At 68.6% G+C, this 18,813-nt stretch carries 8 protein-coding genes; 3 read left to right on the forward strand and 5 right to left on the reverse strand.

Annotated elements, in window-relative coordinates; genetic code table 11:
• Positions 1–13: 13 nt before the first annotated feature.
• The 5 genes from JAB6_RS27450 to JAB6_RS27470 form a co-directional block, all read right to left on the reverse strand.
• On the reverse strand, positions 14–721 hold the full coding sequence (locus JAB6_RS27450; RefSeq protein WP_070305969.1) for an RNA polymerase sigma factor: 708 nt from the start codon (positions 719–721) through the stop codon (positions 14–16).
• On the reverse strand, positions 718–13,323 hold the full coding sequence (locus JAB6_RS27455) for a filamentous haemagglutinin family protein (protein ID WP_070305970.1): 12,606 nt from the start codon (positions 13,321–13,323) through the stop codon (positions 718–720). The genes JAB6_RS27450 and JAB6_RS27455 overlap by 4 nt, the downstream gene beginning before the upstream one ends.
• A 143-nt stretch (positions 13,324–13,466) precedes the next feature.
• On the reverse strand, positions 13,467–14,438 hold the full coding sequence (locus JAB6_RS27460; protein ID WP_070305971.1) for a FecR family protein: 972 nt from the start codon (positions 14,436–14,438) through the stop codon (positions 13,467–13,469).
• Between the two features lie 8 nt (positions 14,439–14,446).
• Positions 14,447–15,022, reverse strand: a complete 576-nt coding sequence (locus JAB6_RS27465) for an RNA polymerase sigma factor (RefSeq protein ID WP_139143524.1) — start codon at positions 15,020–15,022, stop codon at positions 14,447–14,449.
• Positions 15,019–15,753 (reverse strand): hypothetical protein, encoded by a 735-nt coding sequence (locus tag JAB6_RS27470; protein WP_139143525.1) that lies wholly within the window; start codon positions 15,751–15,753, stop codon positions 15,019–15,021. The genes JAB6_RS27465 and JAB6_RS27470 overlap by 4 nt, the downstream gene beginning before the upstream one ends.
• Before the next feature lie 209 nt (positions 15,754–15,962).
• On the opposite strand from JAB6_RS27470, the gene JAB6_RS27475 reads away from it, so the two are divergent.
• From JAB6_RS27475 to JAB6_RS27485, 3 genes are read left to right on the forward strand one after another with little or no spacing between them, the layout of a single operon-like run.
• Entirely contained in the window at positions 15,963–16,979 is a 1,017-nt protein-coding gene (locus tag JAB6_RS27475; RefSeq protein WP_070305974.1) for a M14 family zinc carboxypeptidase, read from the forward strand.
• A complete protein-coding gene (locus JAB6_RS27480; protein WP_070305975.1) occupies positions 16,976–17,782 on the forward strand; it encodes an alpha/beta fold hydrolase in 807 nt (268 codons plus the stop codon). Before JAB6_RS27475 ends, JAB6_RS27480 begins: the two co-directional genes overlap by 4 nt.
• The gene (locus JAB6_RS27485) at positions 17,773–18,810 is read left to right on the forward strand and encodes a serine hydrolase (protein ID WP_070305976.1); all 1,038 of its coding nucleotides are present in this window, start codon (positions 17,773–17,775) and stop codon (positions 18,808–18,810) included. Before JAB6_RS27480 ends, JAB6_RS27485 begins: the two co-directional genes overlap by 10 nt.
• The last annotated feature ends 3 nt before the right edge of the window (positions 18,811–18,813 follow it).

Consider the following 18,813-nt stretch of genomic DNA (forward strand, 5'->3'; position numbering starts at 1 on the left):
GACGGCCCGATTCTTACGCGTCTGTACGCAAACGAACGTTCAGCCTGAGGCCGCGCCGGGTCGTGCCGACGCCGCCCTGCGCCGCGTAGCCCGTGTGGCGGGCGCAATGGTCGAGCGCCTGGCGCAAGGCCGTATCGACATTACGCAAGGACATGCCGTGCCGTTCAGCCACTTCCTGGCGGGTCAGCTCGTCCACGCGCAGCGCTTCGAGCACTTGCCGGTGGCGCCGCGGCAGCAAATCGACAGCCAGCGCCAGCCGGCGCACGTCGGCCTGCAGCTCGGCCAGGCGTTCCGGCCCGGCCGCCGTATCGGCAAGGAAATCGACGAGGCCGGCGCCGCCCCCATCACCGTCGTCCGCATACAGCCAGGCGCGGTTGCGGCGCAGGCTGTCCATGGCCGCATTGCACGCGACGCGGAACACATAGGCGACGGGGCTGTGCGCCAGCGCAGCTCCGTCCGCGTCCCCGGCCGCCAGCGCGCCCAGGCGCAGCCAGGCGTCGTGCAGGCTGTCGCTGGCCAGTTCGGCGCAGCCCAGGTGGCGCGCCAGGCGCCGGTGCAGGGCCGCGTAATTACCCTCCAGCACCGCCTGCAGCTGGCTGCCCTGTCCTGGCGCCACGTCGTTCGCCGCCTGCTGCCGGGGGCGGATGGCCGGGCGGTACCAAGCCATGCCCGTCATGCGCAAGGGCAAGGCAGCCGTCATACTCACCAGGCCGGCCATCATGGCGACAACCTGCTGCGCTCTTGCGCCGTCAGCTGGCGCGTGGCCGATTCCGGCAGCGGGCCCAGGCCCAGCACGCGCACGGCGCTGCGCGGGTTGTAGTCGGCCGCCTCGATGCGCGCGCCATCCTGCGGCGCCGCTTGCGCGCTGTCCGGCGGCGCGTCATTGCCAAAACCCAGCACGCGCACCGTGAACACCGATGGCTGCGCCGAACGGGTGGCGGCGCGCTCGCGCTGCACCACGTCCTGGGCGGCGGCCGTGGCCTGCGTGGCGGCCGCGCTGGCGTTCGTCATGGCGGCCACGTTGACGGACGCCACCGTGGGCATGCCCTTGGACTCCCCCTTGACCTGGATGTTCGCCGCGTTCATCACGGTCAGCGCGGCCAGGTTGACGTTGCCCGACACGCGGATGCCCGCCTCGCCCGCGTCGATGGTGCCCAGCGGGGCCAGCAGGTCCACGTCGCCGGCCGGCACTTCGGCAATCGGCGCCAGGGTGGCGATGCCGGCGCCCGTGCTCGGCACGTCGGACGACAGGGTCACGTTGCCCCAGTTGTCATACACGCGCTTGGGCGGCGTATAGACGATGGTCGACTTCGAGCCGCGCCCCGCGTTGATGTCGCCTTGCGACGACCAGCCGAGGATGTCGCCGCCGAACGTCGTCATGATGCGGCTCTGGCCCAGCAGGATGCTGCCGTGCGAGAACAGGCCGATATTGCCGCCGCCCTTGGTGATGACGCCCGACGTCGACGGCGGCGCCTCGCCTTCGATGCCCAGCACCTGCTTGCCGCCCGGCGTCAGCATCTGGATGTCGCCGCCGAAGTTCGTATGCACGTAGCCGCTGCGGGGGAAGTAATCCCAGCGCTGCTCGCCGTCGTTGCGCTTGGCGTACAGGCCGCGGTACATGATGATGTCGCCCGCATAGGAAATCGCCTTGCCAGTCGCGTCCACGGCTGGCGACAGGCCCGCGATGGCGTTGCGGCTGCGCAGGAAGCTGCCGTAGCGCGCGCTGTCCGCATCGTTGAACTCGCGCCCGCCCGCCTTCAGTTCCGCGAAATACACGTTGCGGGCAAACACGCGCTGCTGCGGCTCGGGCAAAGCGAGGAAGTAGGCCAGCGCTTCGGCGGCCGTGCCCTTGAAGCCGTAGCGCTCACCGAGCCAGGTCGCCAGTTCGCCGTCGTACGCTTTCACCACCTTGCCGGCCTGGTCGGCCAGCGGCACGCCCGTCTTCGCCACGTTCGCCGGGTCAAGATAGGGCTTGACGAAGCGCAGGTAGTCGAGGCCAGCCGCGCCCACGCCAGCCTGCATGGCGATGCCGGCGCCCGGGCGCTTGTCTCCCGCGACGACGGGGCCGAGGCTGACGACGCTGCCCTTGTCCTGCATCAATATATTGCGCCCGGCGCTGATGTCGAGCGTGCCGGGGCCGGCCACGTTGAAGGAACTGCCGAGGATATCGCGTCCGGCCGACACCACCGACACGTCGAACGCGTTGTTGTGCACGAACAGGTTGCTGTAATTGCGGAACATCATGTCGCCACCGCCCGTGCCGTCGATGGCTTCCAGCAGCGCCGTGCCGCTGCCGACGATATCGCGGCCCGCCTTCATCCAGACCGGTTGCGCCCCCTCGTACCAGGTGATGCCCGCGTGCTTGGCGTCGTAGAACGCAACCATGCGGCCGCTATTGACGCCGATCAGATCGCCCTTCACGGCATAGATACGCGCCACTTGCGTGCCGCTGTTGGCCGGACCGGCGGCGGAATCGGGCCCGAAGGCGAACAGCGGAAAGTTCCACTGCGACGATGGCACGCCCGAGCCCGAAACATTGCCGCCCGCCGACGTCAGGCTGCCAGGCCTGAGATTCCAGGCTTCGAAGGCCGGCTTGAACGGCGTGGCCATGCTGTCGGCGGCCGCGCCGGACTGGCTGACGGCATAGCCGCCCGCATAGATGGAATCGCCGGCCAGCCACTCCAGCTGGGCGTAGCCCGACGGCGCCAGCAGCAAAGGATCGGCATACGCGGTCGCACCACCCCAGTCCGAGATGGTCTTGCCATAGTACAAGCTGCCATTCGCGGCCGCGGCCCGCACGATGGACGGGTAGACGACGGCCAGGTCGGTGGCCGTGCCGATCGGCGCCGTCAGCGGCGTCATGTTGCCGCCGGCGGAGAACAGGTCGAGCGCCGTGCGCGGCGTCCACAGGCTGAACCAGCTGTAGCCGGCGCCCGGCTCGCCCGACGCGCTGATGAACGGCGCGGCGTTGAACATCGGCACGCGGCCGGGGTCGGCCACGTCCTGCAGCACCTGGTCGCCCAGGGTTGCCACGCTGACGGTGGCGTCGCCGGGCACCAGAGTCATGCCGCCCTGCGGCGTGGCGCGCGTGGCATGGAAGGCGTCGAAGGCACGCGTTTCCAGCGGCACGTGGTCGGTCGAGCGCGTGCCGTACTGCAGCGCGACCTTGCCCAGCTGGGCAGCGGCCACGTCCACGTGGCCGCGCAAATCGACCAGCGCGCCATTCAAGTGGCCGCCACCGGACTGGCTGGCAGGGTTGAGGGCGCCGCCCACGCGCAGGTCCAGGTCGCCGCCGCCCGTCAGTTGCAGGCTGCCATCGGCCAGCACGCGGCCCGTGCTGCCCACGGCCAGCAGCAAGCCCTGCGAGCGCGGATTGATGTTGATGTCATACACGGTGGCAACCTTGGGCGCCAGCACACCCGCATCGCCCGCCACATCGGCGCGCACGTTGCCGCCACCCAGGGTGCCGAAGCCCGTAAAGCCCAGCATGGTATCGGCCAGGGTATCGCGGCCCACGTAGCTGCCGAAATTGATCCACCACGCCGTCGGCTGGGCCGGACCGCCCGTAGCCACACCGCCGCTGCCCTGGCGCCACAGCCAGTTGCCCACCGCCACCGAATCGCCCGGACCATCCTTGCTGACGGGGCGCCCGTTGGTGGCGGCGGACGCGCCGACCAGCGAGCCGCTCAGGTCGCCCGCCACCCGCAGCAGCAGATTGCCGCCCTGGTCCGGATACCATGCCCGGTAAATACTGTCGGCGCCGCCATCGACCAGGCGTTCATGCGCACCATCGGGATTGGCCAGCACCTTGCCGTCCAGATTGCGCGCGCGCGCCAGGTTGTACGGGTCGCCGGCCGTGGTCGCCATGGACGACATGCCGGCCGTGTACACGCCGTACAGGCTATCCACGCGCAAGTCGCCGCCGCTGACGAGGTCCAGGTCGCCCGTGCCCGTGCGCAGCACGCTGTGGCGCAGGCTGGACGCCTTGTTGTCGAAGGTAGGGTTGGAGGTGCCGCACCAGGTGGGGTTTTCCTCGCACATGGTGGGCCAGCCCAGGCCGGCCAGGTCGACCACGTCGCCCGCCTTCACGCTCGGGTCGGCGAATTCTTCGGCGCCGGCCTTGGTCCACACATAGGCCAGCTTCAGCACGCACATGCTGGCGTCGCCAGCGCAGAACTCCGCCACGGTCTGGCCGAACTGGCTGATGAATTCCTCGGTGATCGGTTCGCCCGCCACGATGCCGACGATGCCCTCGCGCTCGCCCAGCTCCTGCGCCGCCTGCGTCCAGTGCTGCACGCCCTTCGGCGGGATCATGACGCCATACATGCCGTAATGGCTGTCCGCCAGGCGCAAGGTGCCGTGCGACGGATGCGCCTGCACGCTGCGCGTGTCGGCCGCGTCCAGGTCGGCGCCGGCCACCAGGCGCATGCCCCATGATTGCGAACCTTCGGCCAGCATGGGCGCGATGGCCCACAACTTGCCCTGGCTGCCCGCCACTTCCGGGCGCAGCTCGATGGCAGCCACGCCGGGCAACAGCTTGACGTCGGTGCCGTTCGGGATCAGCGCGCCGACGGGCAGCGCCACCTTGCCACTGAGCGTGACCACGTTGAGCTCACCCAGCAAGCCCGGCAAGGCAACGCCTTTCGGCCACGTCATGGCGCGCACCTTGACCATTTGCGCGATCACGCTGCCCGCGTCAAGCCGCATGCCGGCAGTAAAGGTCTGTTCCGTGGCCAGCAAGGTACCCGCCGCGTGGACGATATTGCCGGCGCTGTCGCGCACGGCAGCGGCCAGTACCGTACCGGCCGGCACGGTGAGCTTCTGGTTCAGGACCACATCCACGGGCAGGCGCGTGTTGGCGCGGAAACTCAGGGCCTTGACGGGCACGTCGTAATTGAGCGTGACGCCGCCCGGGAAGATGGTGCCGTCGGCCAGGGTCACGCCCTTGCCCGGCACGATGACGTCGCTGCCGTTGATGTCTCGCCCAGGCAGCAACAGCCAGCCCTTGTCGTCCTGCGTGGACGGCGGCGGCGCGAAGCCGTCATTGATGCTGCCATAGATATTCAAATCGCCGCCAGCGCGCAGCAGCAGGCTGCCCACCTCGCCCGAGCCGCGCGCATTCGTCACTTGAAAACGCGGATTGAGGCTGGCGTAGCGCATGCCGGACAAATCCAGGTCGCCCTGCACCACGAGGTCGCCGTCTGGCGTCTTGCTGACGATATCGACGCCGGGACGCAAGTGCAGCGCCTCGGCATACGCGGCCGTGTTCAAGCCCGCCAGCTTGCCATTGCGCAAGTTCGTGTTGGCCAGCGCCGCATCGATAAAGGCCGTGCTGTCCGCATGCTTGCTGTCGAGGTATGCCTGGTTGACCACCTGGTATGGGCGGCCGGTGGCCGACAGGTCTTGCACGGGCTGCCCGTTGGCGCCAGGCACCGTGGCGTAGGCCGCATCGTCGTAGCGCTGCATGGCGTTGACGGCGATCGATTTCGCGCCGCGCACGGTAAAACCGCCACCGGCACGGACGCCGATGTCGCCAAAGGTGGCGGCGTCGACATCCTTGCTTGTACCGCCGCTGCCCAGGCGCGGCGCCGTCAATTCCACCGTGCCGCGCGCGGCGCCGTCGTGTTCTCCCTTGCCCTTCCCAAGCACGGCCGCCGTGCCGTGGCGCACGTCGATCTGCGCGCCGCCGGCCAGGTCCAGCAAGCCTTCGCCGCCGTTCAGTTCCACCATGGCCCGGTTCGGGCTGTCGATGATCTTGCCATAGCTGTCGACGCGCAGAACGGTGCCATGCGCGTCGAGCACGGCGTTGTTGGCCAGGGTGACGCCATGTTTGCCGGCCAGGCGGATGCTGCCCACGCGCTCGCCGCTGGCATCGATCACGCCGGCCACCGTCAGGCGGCCATTGTCGACGGCCACCTGCACGTCGCCCGCCTTGAGCTCATTGCCGATGGTCAAGTCGCCCTGTTTCAGCTGGAAGCTGCGCGCGCCCGTCACGCCGCCCTCGTTCAGGCGCGTGTTGAGCGCGGCGAACTGGCCGTCCAGGGTGCCGCCTACGCCCAGGGTGCGCGCGCGCACATCCACGCTGCCCAACTTGTACGGCACCACGGTGCCGCCCGCGTCGTAGCTGCCGCTGGCGCCGCCCAATATCTTGCCTTGCAGCTCCACCATGCCGGCCGCGCCGTCGAGGGCCACGGCCTTCAGGCTGCCGGCGCGGTTGTTCTCGGCCGACAGGTCGATCACGCTGCCGTTCGCTGCGCGGATATCGCCGGCGCGGCTGTCCAGGACCACGTCACCGCCCCAGCTGTATTTATCCACGTCGAAGAAGGTGCTCTTGCGGCCCGCCATGTCGATGCGCGCAGCGTCGGCCACGGTGATGTCGTGCTGCGCGCTGATCGTGAGCTTGCCGCTGGGCAGCACCACGGCCGTGGCCACGTTCACGCTGTCGCCGTTCAAGGCCAGCTGGGCGCCCAGCGCAGCGTTAGTTTTGGCGAAAGGGGCTGGCGCGCCCGCCGGCGCCGTCACGGCCAGCGCGCCGCCGGCCGTATAGCTGTGCGACGAACCGGCGTCGCCCGTCAGCAGCGGCGTGACGATGTTCAGATTGCCGCCGCTGTACTGGAAACCCTTGCCCGCCTCATACGCGCCCTGCGCCTGGTGGACGGACAGGCTGCCCTTGTGGTTGGCCGTGACCTGGCCCGACGCTTTCAGGTTGACGGTGCCAAAACCCAGCGCCAGGCGGTCGAAGGTGGCGACGCCGGCCGGCTGCGTGAACGGGCCGAAACCGAAATCGATGCGTTCCGCTTCCAGATTCAAGGTGCCGCTGCCCGTGCCGGCGCCATGCGCGATCACATTGCCGGGCGCCGACAGGGCGCCGCCCCAGATCAGGTTGGCCGTGCGGATGGTGGCCACCGTGCCGGCATCGCCCTGGCCGTACATGGCCGGCGTGGTCAGCACCAGGCGCTCCAGGTTCGATTTTCCGCTCGTCTTGTCGTAGGTGTCGAGCACCACGTCGCCATAGAAATTGACGCTGTCGGCCGCGTTCAGCATCAGCGCCTGCAGCGCTGGCGCGCCCGTGCTGGTGTCGCCGCGCAGCAGGCGGTCCAGCAGGCCCTGGTTCAGGGTCAGTCCAGCGGGACGCGTGCCGCCGGACTGGGCCGCCGCCAGCGCCTCGTTCGAACCGATATTGATGGCGCCCACGGCCAGGCTCAGGTTGCGCGTGCCGTAGCGGGCCGTGTCGTCGAGCTGGAAGCTGCCGCTGGTCGCCAGCAGCAAGGTGCCTTCCGAATACAGGCTGGCCGTGCCGGCGCAAGCGGCGGCGCACATGCCGATGCGGATGCCGCCGCGCGTCGTGCCGCTGACGGGCGCCACATTGAGCAAGCCGTTCGACGCGGCCAGCATGTGCACGTCCGGGCGGCTCTGGTAGATGAAGCCATCATTGGCGTCGTACGCGGCCTTGCCGCGGCCCAGGGTGTTGATGCCGGCGCCGGCCGCGATATCGATCACGCCATTGCCCAATTGCACGTTGCTCGGATCCTGGGCGACCAGGAACACTTCGGGCGCCGACAGGACGGCGCCGGCGCGCAGATAGATGGCGCGCGCCGACTGGACGCCGAAGTTCACGTAATTGCCGCCCTGGCCATATTCCACCGTGGGCGAATTGCCCACCACGATGCGGGCCGCGCCGATATTGTTCAGGCTTGAAGCCCGTATGCTGACCTGTTTTGCGCCGCCGCTGGCTGGCGCGCCGTCGGCGAGAATTTCAATTTCGCCAGTCGAGCTATCGTTCGACATCAGCACCACGGTGCCGCCATAGCCGCCCTCGGCCGCCGCGAATTTGCCGGCACCCTGGAACTGGAACGTCTCGAGGCCGCCGCCGGGCGCCATGGTCAGCTTGAGCGTTTTCGCATCGGACGGCAGCATCGCGCGGGGAATGCCGCGCGTTTGCGCATCGGCCAGGGCAAACGCGGCATAGCCCATTTCGTTGTACTGGGAATACGTGCGCAAGACTTTGGCCGGCGTGAGTATCAGCTGGCTGGCCAGCGGCGCGCGGATGTCCGTGCCGGCGATCGACAGGGTACCGGGCGCGGCCCAGGAACCGTTGCGCAGCTGCTGCGCCAGCGAGCCGGCGCCGCCCTGGCCCGCCAGGCCGTTCAGCTCCACGCGGAAGGCGCCCGGCAGCAAGGCGTAGGTCGACGGCATCAGGGTATAGGTGCCGGCCGCCAGGCCCGGCACGCCGCTGCCTATCGTCACCTGCCGGCCAATGACGGCATCGGCGGCGCCCGAAGGCCCTTGCGGCGCCTGCACACCAGGCACGATGGCGTACACGGGATTCGTCGCCAGGCCAGGCAAGACAAAACCGCCGTTCGCCCCCACCTGCACCAGCGGGTGAGTGCGCGCATCGGTGGAACCGCCGCGGCCCGCGATGAAGCCGGCGCCCGTCAGTTCGCCGCCGCCGGACAGGTCGAGCAGCGCGCCCGGCTGCACGTTCACGGCCACGCCGGCCATTTCCACGCCGACGCGCAAGCCACCCTGCGCATTGAAGCCGCCCACGCCCATGAAGGCGGCCAGCTTGCCATCCACGTTCCAGCTCTGGCCATCGACCGTGCCGCCATACGGCATGACCAGGCCGGCGCCACTGACGGAGCTGATGCTGTTGGCCAGCAGATTGACGCTCAGGCTCTTGTCATTGTCATAGCGGGCCGCGCCGATCGCTAAGCGGCCCAGCGGTGCGCGCACCACGCCGCCCTGCTCGATATGCGCAGCCTCCAGTTCCAGCGAGCCGAAGGCGGAATACGGCATGGCCGGCACGCCATCGGTCGTGCGAGCGATGCGCAGGCTGCGCGCCGGGTCGTAGCCGAACTTTCCATCGGTGCGGCCATAACCGACGCGTACGGCGGCGCCGGCGCCCGTGTCCGGGTACAGCTGGGCCGCGCTGAGGGTCATGTCGCCCGGCGAGGACAGCACCGTCGTCGCCTCCGCGCCACCCCAGCCCAGCGGGGACAGCAGGAAGCGCAAGTCGCCGCGGCTGCTCAGGCGCACGTCGTCGGCAACGATATTGACCAGGCCGCGCACGTCGATCAGGTCGCCCGTCATGCTGACCTGGCCGACGACCGGCGACTCGCCCGCCGTGCCTGGCGTGACATAGAAATCGCGTCCGACCGGCTTGACGCTGGCCAGGCGCACGTACGGCGCCGCGATGCCGACCTTCGCGCCGGGCTTGCTGCCTGGTGTCAGCACGGGCGCGCCGTACAGCTGGAAGCTTTGCTGCAGATGCAGCGACACGTCGCCATCGAAGGAGGCGGCACCCAGCAGGGCCAGGCTGCCGAAGCCGCCCGCTTCCACCTGCTCCACGGAAAAACGGCCGTGGCCGTACTGCAGCGTTGCCGCCGCGTCCCGTGCGCGCACGTTTTCGGCCAGGTCGCTGGCGCCCTGGCGCTGCGTCACGGCCAGTTGCCGCCCCTGCAGCACCTTGTCCGTGGCCAGCACTTTCAGGTATTCGGGCGAACCCGTGGCCACGGACAGGCTGCCGCCTGCCGCGCCCGCGCCACCGGCCCTGGCCAGCAGCTGGCCATCGAGATACAAGCCGTTGTTCGACGCCAGCGCGATGCTGCCGCCCGCGCTGACGACGTCGACGGCCGCGCCGTTCACGTCGAGCACGGCATGCGCGCCCGAAGCGTCGAGCACGGCGCCATCGCGCACGACAACAAACAGGCTGGCCGCCGACGTGCTGCCCTGCGCATTGTCGATCTCGCCGCCGACGACGATGCTGCCGCCATCGACCACCTTGCCGTAGCGCCGGCTCTGCGCATCCACAGCCGTGACGGCGCGCGAGGCGACGTCGAGCACGGCATTCTCGCCTATCCACAGGGAACGGCCATGGCCGGCCGCTTCCACGGCTTCGGACACACTCACGCCGACGCCCACGCCGCCGAGGCTGATCTTGCCGCCCCAGGCGTTCAAGCGGCCGTCCACCGTCAGCTGGCCCACGCTGGACAGCTTGATGGACTGGCCCGCATCGACGCTCACCACGGCACCCTTGCCCACCAGCAGTTCGGCGCTGGCCATGCCGGCCGCATCGGACTCGATATCGCCCACCTGCAAGGCCAGGCTGGCGCCCTTGCGCTGCGTCAAGATGCCCTTGAGCGCGTTTTCCGTGTACTGCTCCGGCGTCCATACGGCCATTTTCTCATTGTCCACCACGCGCAGCACGGGCATGCGCACGTCGACCTGCGTGCCGTCCGCCACCGTCACGCCCTGCTTGCCGACCAGGCTGTAGCTGGAAAAACCCTTGTCGAAGAAATCGCCGCCCAGCTGCAGGGCGCCTTTCTGTTCCGTCTCGGCCTGGCCGATCACGATCTTGTTCGCCTGCAATTCCAGCTTGCCGCCGCCCGCCACGCCATGGCCGCGCACTTGCGCGCCCTCGCCCAGCACCAGGTCGGCCTTCGGCCCATAGCTGGCCAGGCTCACGTTGCCGCCCTTGCCGCCCTGCTGTTTCGCCTGCGACAGGATGGCCGCGCCCGAGCTCACGTCGATCAGGCTGCCATTGCCGATGCGCACGTCGCCATTCGCCCGCAACGAGACATTGCCGCCATTCATGTACGGCAAGCCGGCGGCGGCCAGCGGGTCGCGCAGCACATTGCTGAGCAAGCCGCCGGTGTCCAGACTCACGCCATCGGCCAGCACCAGCTTGCCCACGGACCCGCCCGGGATGACGACGGTGTCGCTCATGCCCAACGCGCCAATCTGGTTCAGCACATTGCCGGCCGCGATGCTGCCGCCATGGCTGCGCAGGCCCGCATTGATGGCCACGTCATTGCCGAACAAGGTGATGTTGCCGCCATCGGCCACCTGCAGCGCACTGTCGACGGTGACCGCGCCCTTGGCCGCGATGCGGATGGCGCCCAGTGGCTGGCTGTTCAGCAAGCCGGTGTCGAGCAGCAGCTTGCCCTGGCGCTCAGCGTCCAGCATGCCTGTCACGTCGAGGCCGGCGGCGATGCCATCCTGCACACGCGTCAGGCGCACCTCGTCCATGACGGCCGACAGCGCATGCTGCAGCACGCCCGTGCGCTTGTCGAACATGGCTTGATACTGGCCGACGATCAATTGTCCCCGCTGCGCGGCGGCGAACTGCGACTGCTGGTAGCCGTCGAGCAGCGATTGCGGCGCCTGTACCTGGCGCTCGCCCTGGAAGACGTCGCCCGCGATGCCGCCTTCCAGCACGGCAGAACCCGTGGCGACCACCAGCTTGCCCGCGTCGCGCCCTGCCGTGTAGCCGTTTTCCAGACGCAGTTGCGCGGCGATCAGGGGATTGGCGTAAAAGGCGCTGGCATCCTTGCCCCAGCGCGCGTGTTCTTCCTCGTAGCCCTTGTAGACGCCCAGATACTGCAAGTCGCCGGGCGCGCTGCCCGCCTCGTGCAGCTTGCCGTCCGCGCCTTTGAGCCAGGTCTGGCGCACGGCGCCCGTCTGCACGTCCAAAGTGCCGCCGGATAGATTGATGCTGGAGCCAAGCTGCGTGATGACATCCTTGCCGCCGAAGCTCACCGTGCCGCCCTGCGCCATCCATTCGCTGACGGAATGGCCTTGCGTGCCCAAATAACCGGCCACTTCCAGCAAGCCGCCGGCCGTGTACCAGCGGTCACTGTCGTAGCCGTTCGTGCCTTTCGGTACGAACACGAGCTTGCGGCGGTCCACCCAGATGCTGCTGTTGATCAGGGCCTTGCCATCGCGGTTGACGGGCGCATCGCGCTGCTCGTTGCCCTGCACGTTGATCTCGATATTGTTCGCCGCCATCGCCACTTTCACGCCCACGGCGCCGGAAACGTCGAGCTGGGCCCCATCGCGCACGAGGCTGCGGCTGCCGGCGTTGACGGCGAGCTGCCCGCCGGTGGCCAGGGTCAGCGAGTCGCCGAGGAATTCCACCGTGCCGGCGCTGCCGATCTCGATGCGCGACTGGTCGCGGCGGTCGTTGACGGCGAGGATATTTTCCGTGGACGTCACGGCCGGCCCGCGCATGGCGTCGCGCTGGCTGTCGAGCGCCATCGTCTTGCCGTCGTCCTCGACGACGATGGCCGTGGTGGCGCCGCGTCCCAGGGTCACGGCAGCATCGCCGCCCAGGGCGTTGAGGTGGATGGTGCCTCGCGTGGCCGCCGTGGTGGACGCGAGCAGCACGCCATCCTGCCGCACGTCGCGCCCGGCCAGGGTGATGTCGCCTTCGCGCGCCTGGATCAGACCCGTGTTGACGACCTTACCCGCAGTGCTGGCGGCCGCGAATTGCGGCGTGACTTCGCTGCCGCGCGTGGTCGACAGCGGGTTGCCATCCGTGCCCACGCCCTTCTTGATGGTAAAACTGTCGCCGGCGGCCAGCAGGGCCTGGCCTTTCGGCGTATTGATCTCGCCCGCATTGTGGACCTCTTTGCCCAGCAGCATCACGTAACCGCCGCCTTCCGTGCTGCCCTTGGGCGCATTGCTGGCCAGGCGCGCGCCCGCCTGCACCTGCACCTTGCCGTCCGCATCGGTAAACGTCGCGGCGCCGGCCGTGCCGGGACTGTAGATGCCATTCTTCTGGAATTGCGTATCGCTGATGCGGGCCGCGGCCGCCACCAGGCTGCGCGTGTCGACCTGGCTCGTGCCGGTAAACACGATGCCGTTGCGGTTAGCAATCAGCACCGTGCCGTCGGCCTTGATCTGGCCCTGGATCTGGCTGGGCCGCGCTTGCGGATCGTTGACCCGGTTCAGCACGGCCCAGTCCTTCTGCTGCTGGAAGGTCAGAGTCGTGTCCTTGCCCACATTAAACGTTTCCCAGTTCAGGATGGCCTTGTCCGCCGTCTGCTGCACCACCACGGCCGTCTTGCCCGCCGCCACCGTCTGCACGGGCGCCTGGGCGTTGAGCCAGCCGGCCGTCAGGCTGTTGGTGTCGACCTGCAAGCCGCCCTGCGCCAGGCCGTTCGGCATGCTGAGACCGCCACCAGCTGCCTGGCGCGCCTGCGCCTGGGCCGCTTGCTGCGCGGCGATGGCGCGCGCGGCCAGGTTCAGGTTGTTGAGCGAACGCTGCAACTGCTGGTTCGCCTGCTGTTGCTGGCCCTCTGGGCGGCTGCCCAGCGGCAGCGGCTGGCCATTCGGCAGGCGGCCGGAGCTGGCCGCCGTATTTTGCGCCGCACCCTTGGCCGCGAACCAGCCGCCGCTGAACGCCTGCTGCGCGCGGGCCGGCGTGCTGAAGGCGCCCGCCATCAGCATGGTGGTCAATGCGTAAGCGAGCGGCGTGAGCCGCAAGCGGCTGCCCAGCGTGGACGTGAGGACTGGGCGCTGGGCAGTGTGAAGCTTGGTCATGGCAATGGTTTCCTGGCTAGAGAGAAGGGAACGGAGCCTGGCGTTAGCGCAAGCGTCCATGCCTCCATGACGTAGCTGGGCGGCGGAAGGGATAATACTTTTGTAAAATATTTTTTGCGGCGCACCCTGGCACGCGCCGCACTTCAGCTGAGCAGCACGATGCCGCCTGGCAGGCTGGTCATTTGCGCCCCAGTCAAGTCGCGTATCATCGCCAGCGCGCCATCCATCTGGGTGATGGAAAAGCGCATGCGCACGAGGCGCCGGCCCAGTTCCGCATTGCGCAGTACGACCCTGCCCGGACGGTAGCGGTTGATTTCATCGACCACGCGGGACAGCGGCTGGCCGGCAAACGACAGCGCGCCCGTGCGCCATGCGCTGGCCTCCCCGGCCGGCGCGGCCGTGGCCGCCTGCACGCCTTGCTCGTCGTAGACCAGTTGCTGCCCCGCGTCGAGGGTCTGGCGGCGCTGCTGCCAGACTACGTCCACGGCACCCGCCAGGCAGGTGACGCACACGGCGTCGTCCGTGTGGCGCACATTGAAGCGGGCCGACTGCGCCAATAAACGCCCCGCGCCCGCCACCACCGATACGGGCTGGCGCGCGCCGCTGGCAAGAATTTCCGCTTCGCCGCCCAGCAGTTCGATCGCTTCCGGCGCCCGCACGTCGATGCGCGTCTGCGTATTCATCTGCACCGTCATCTGCTGCGACAGCGCCAGTTGCCGCTGCTCGCCCGTGCCCGTGCGGTAATCGGCGCGCAATTCCTGCAGCGACGGCCAGGCGCCCAAGGGCGGACGCAAGGCCAGCACGGCCACGCCGGCCGCCAGCGCGCCACCGAGAAACGCCCGCCGGCCGGGGCGCGCCGGGAACGCCAGCACGGCCGCCCCCTGCGGTGCGGCGGCGCGGGTCAAGGCGAGGTCGAGCGCCTGCCACACTTGCTTGAGCTCGCGCCAGGCGCGCGCATGGTCGGGGCTAAGCGCGCACCAGGCGCGCAAGGCGTCGGCGTCGGCTTGCGTAAAATCGTCGGCACGCAGCCGCGCCCACCAGGCAGCGGCTTCCCGGCCAATGGCCGTGTCGGCATGATCTAAAGGGGCGCGTGGATCGCGGTCGGGAGCAGTCATGGGATTCATCAATATTTACGCCGGCCCGACACATCGCTGCGCTGGGCCGCATCGGCGTCGGCCATGCACGTTTTACAGTGTTGCAGGGCGGCCTGCAATTCTTTCTTCACCATCGCCACAGAAATGCCGAAGCGTTCGGCAATGTCCGCATTGAGCATGCCGTCGATGCGCGCCGCCGTCAGGATGGCGCGGCGGCGCGGCGACAGGGCCGCCAGGGCCGCGTCGAGCGCCTGCACGTCGAGCCGCGCCGAGACGATGCGCGCGGGGTCGCTGATGTCGTCGCCGGGTTCGTCAGCCATGCCCATCAGCTCTTCGCGTTCGCGCTCGGTGACGATGATGCGGTCGCGGCGGTAGGCATCGGTGGCGATATTGGCCGCCATGCGCAGCAGATAGGCGTCGGGATTGTGGACGGGCGCGGCGGCCGGTCCCGGCGCCACCATCGCTTCGAGGCGCAGCCAGGTTTCCTGCAGCGCATCGGCCGCATGGTGCTTGCAGCCGACGACGCGCTCAAGACGCCAGCGCAGCACGGCGTAGCGCGAACTGAGGTGGCGTTTGAGCTTGGTGCGCAGGTCGGGCATGCTCATGGCGCGGACATGGTCTTGGGGGCGCAATCGACTTCGCTGCCCGGCCCTTGCGGCAGCAGCAGGATGGAAACGGGCTGCGGCATCGAGGGCAGCGGCGCGGCGCCCACGCGCATGCCCAGCACGACGCGCGCGATGGCCGTGTCGCGCGCGCGCAAACCCGTGCTGTCGAGCAGGTGCACGCGGTCCACCACGCCGGCACGGTTCAGATACAGTTGCAGCGCCAGGCGATAACCGCCGGGACGCGTCTGCGCCGCGCGGCACAGCAGTCCCAGCAGCGCGTGCTGCAAGCGGCTGACATAGGCCGCATGGTCGCCGCCGCCCTGCGTGGCGCCCGGGATGTCGGCGGCGGCCACGACGGCGGCCTGCGGCAAGTCCGCTGCCGTTGCTGAAGCGCCGGCCGGGGCATACACAATGACAGCTTGCGCGTCGGACAGGCGCGATAGCAGGCCCGTGCCTTCCAGCAAAGCTTGCAGGGCCGCACCCGCCGCATACGGGCCGCGCACGGCGGCCGACTGGCGCTGCGCGTAGCGCTGGTCCATCAGCACGGCGACGCCCGTGCGGCGGCTGTACATATCGAGCGCGTCGCCCAGGTTTTGCGCGGCGATATCGAACTGCAACACGGCGCCATCGGCCGGCTGCGCCCGCACGGGCCCCACCGTGGCCAAGAAACCCAGCAGTACCAGGTATCCCGCCAGCGCAAGCACATGGACGGATGCCGGGCTGCCTGTCATATCGCTATCGAGTCGCTATCGTGTGAGGGGAAAACTGCGTGGCAACAAGGCATTGCCAAGTAACAATTCTTGTATCAACTGCAATAGCCTACACACAAAAAATGACGGCTTCGTGACATGCTTGCCATCAATAAATTTCGCCATGCGGGACGTCGGACGCGGCTGTGATTTCGGCTACACTGGCTGCTACTTTCCCTTTCAGACGCCTGATGATCGAAAAGAATCTGCCCGAGCTGGTCATGCTGAAGCGCCTCATCGACGAGGGCGGCAGCCACCTGGAAGTGGCCGCGCCCTGCAGCATCGCCATGGATGGGCGCGAATTTCCCGTGTACTCGATCGCCATGGGCAATCCCAGCCCCGACGTGCCCGTGCTGGGCTTTTTCGGCGGCATCCACGGCCTCGAACGCATCGGCACGCAAGTGCTGCTGTCGTTCCTCGAAAGCCTGGTCGCGCGCCTGCGCTGGGACGCCACCTTGCACCAGCAGCTGGAAACCATGCGCCTCGTGTTCATGCCGCTGGTCAATCCGGGCGGCATGTGGCAAGCGACGCGCAGCAATCCGCGCGGCGTGGACCTGATGCGCAATGCGCCCTTGAGCGCGCGCGAAAAAGTGCCGTTCATGCTCGGTGGACAGCGCTACAGTGCCCGCCTGCCCTGGTACCGGGGCGCGGCGGATGGCCCGATGGAGGTGGAAAGCCAGGCCGTGTGCAACCTCGTCGAGCGCGAACTGCTGTCGCGCCAGTTCAGCATCGCCCTCGATTGCCATTCCGGTTTCGGCTTGCGCGACCGCATCTGGTTTCCCCATGCGCATACCAAGGTGCCCATCGAGCACCTGGCCGAGATCGGCGCGCTGGAAGAATTGTTCAGCCAGAGCTATCCCAACCACAACTATGTGTTCGAGCCGCAAAGCCGGCAATACCGCACGCATGGCGACCTGTGGGACTATCTGTACCTGAACGGCACCAGCTACAGCGGGCGCGTGTTCCTGCCGCTGACCCTGGAAATGGGCTCGTGGCGCTGGGTCAAGAAAAACCCGCGCCAGCTGTTCAACCGGGTCAGCATCTTCAACCCCACGGCCGCGCACCGCCTGCAGCGCGTGCTGCGCCGGCACTTGGTGTGGTTCGATTTCCTCATGCGCGCCGCCAGCAGCCACGGCCGCTGGATGCCGGAAGGCTTGCTGCGCAAGGCCCAGCGCCGGCGCGCCTTGGCGCAATGGTACGAGTCATGAGCGGATCGCCCACCTGGATCCTGCTGCGCGGCCTGATGCGCGAACAGCGCCACTGGGGCAGCTTTCCCGCCACCCTGGCGCGCGCCCTGCCCGGCGCCCACATCGTCACGCCCGACCTGCCCGGCAACGGCACGCGCCACGCGCAGGACAGCGCCATCCGCGTGGCCGACATGGTGGAAGACTGCCGCCAGGAGCTGCTGGCGCGCGGCATCCCCGCGCCCTACCACTTGCTGGCCCTGTCGCTGGGCGGCATGGTGGCCGTCGAATGGGGTCACCGCTACCCGCAGGAAATCGCCCGCTGCGTATTGATCAACACCAGCATGCGGCCCTATAGCCCGTTTTACCGGCGCCTGCGCTGGCAGAACTATGGCGCCCTGCTGCGCCAGCTGCTGCTGGGCGACGGGCGCAGCCAGGAAAGTCTGATCCTGCGCCTGACCAGCCGCAGGCATGCCCATGGCAACCCCGCCCTGCTGGCCGACTGGCTCAGTTACCAGCAGCAATACCCGGTCAGCCGCCGCAACGCGCTGCGCCAGCTGCTGTCGGCCGCCCGCTACCGCGCCCCGGCAAGCCGCCCCCCCATGCCCGTGCTGGTGATGGCCGGCGCGCTGGACCGATTGGTCGACCACCGCTGCTCGCAACGCCTGGCGCGCGCCTGGCAAGCCGATTGTTTGATCCACGGCGACGCGGGTCACGACCTGCCGCTCGACGAAGGGCAATGGGTGGCGCAATCGGTGGCAAGGTGGCTGGGCGTGGCAGCGGCAGAGCATGACAAGATAAACACGGCACAATCATCATGCAGATAAGCAACCTTACAGAGCAACTGACAGCGCTGGTGGAAGCCGGCGTACGCAAACAGATTTTCCCAGGCGCGGCCTGGTCCGTGGGCACCGTCGACCACCACGCAATGGGCGCGGCCGGGCGGCTCACGCCCGAACCTTCCAGCGCCGCGATGCAGGTCGACACCCTGTTCGACATCGCGTCGCTGACCAAGATCATCAGCGTCTGGTCGCTGGTCGGCCAGCTGGTGAAGCAGAATCGCCTGCGCCTGGACAGCCGGCTGGCCGATCTGCTGCCCGGCACGGCAGGCTACGCGCTGGCGCCGATCACGATTTTCCAGCTGCTCACCCACACGGCCGGCTTGCCGCTGCGCGCCCGCCTGCGCGCCAGCTATGGCGACGTGTACGACGATATCGTGCGCGGCGTGCTGCGCGAACCCCTGGAAGGCGTACCAGATCAAGCCGTCGAATACACGGACCGCGCGGCCCTGATCCTCGGCCTGGTCATCGAGCGGCTGCTGGGCATGCCGCTGGATGTGGCCCTTGCCGAGCATGTGCTGCAGCCGCTGGGCATGGCCGCCACGGGATATGGTCCTGTGGCGCCACGGCACGGCCAGCAGGTCGCGCCGACCGAATACTGCGACGAGGCAGGCGCCCATCTTGCCGGCACGGTGCATGACTTTTCAACCCGGCTGCTGGGCGGCGTGTGCGGCATTGCCGGGCTGTTTTCCAACGTGCCGGACCTGCAGCGCTTCCTGCGGGCGATGCTGAATCCGCATGGCGCGGTGTTCGATGCCGATTGGGTGAGGGAATCGCTGACGGTGCGGACGGGCGATCTGCAGCCCTCGCGCGGCCTGTTCTGGCATCCGGCGGCAGGCACAGGGGTGCAAGACGACGTCTGGTGCCACCTGGGCTTCACGGGCACGGCCATGTGGATCAGCCCCCGGCGCGGCCGCTATGCGGTGCTGCTGACGAACAAGCTGTATTACACGCGCGAGTTCGACAGGATCAACGACATCCGGCGCGACTTCATGCGCTGCGCATTCGCTCTCTGATTT

The sequence above is a fragment of the Janthinobacterium sp. HH104 genome (assembly GCF_001758715.1).
In the GTDB taxonomy this organism is placed as follows: Bacteria; Pseudomonadota; Gammaproteobacteria; order Burkholderiales; family Burkholderiaceae_D; genus Janthinobacterium; species Janthinobacterium aestuarii.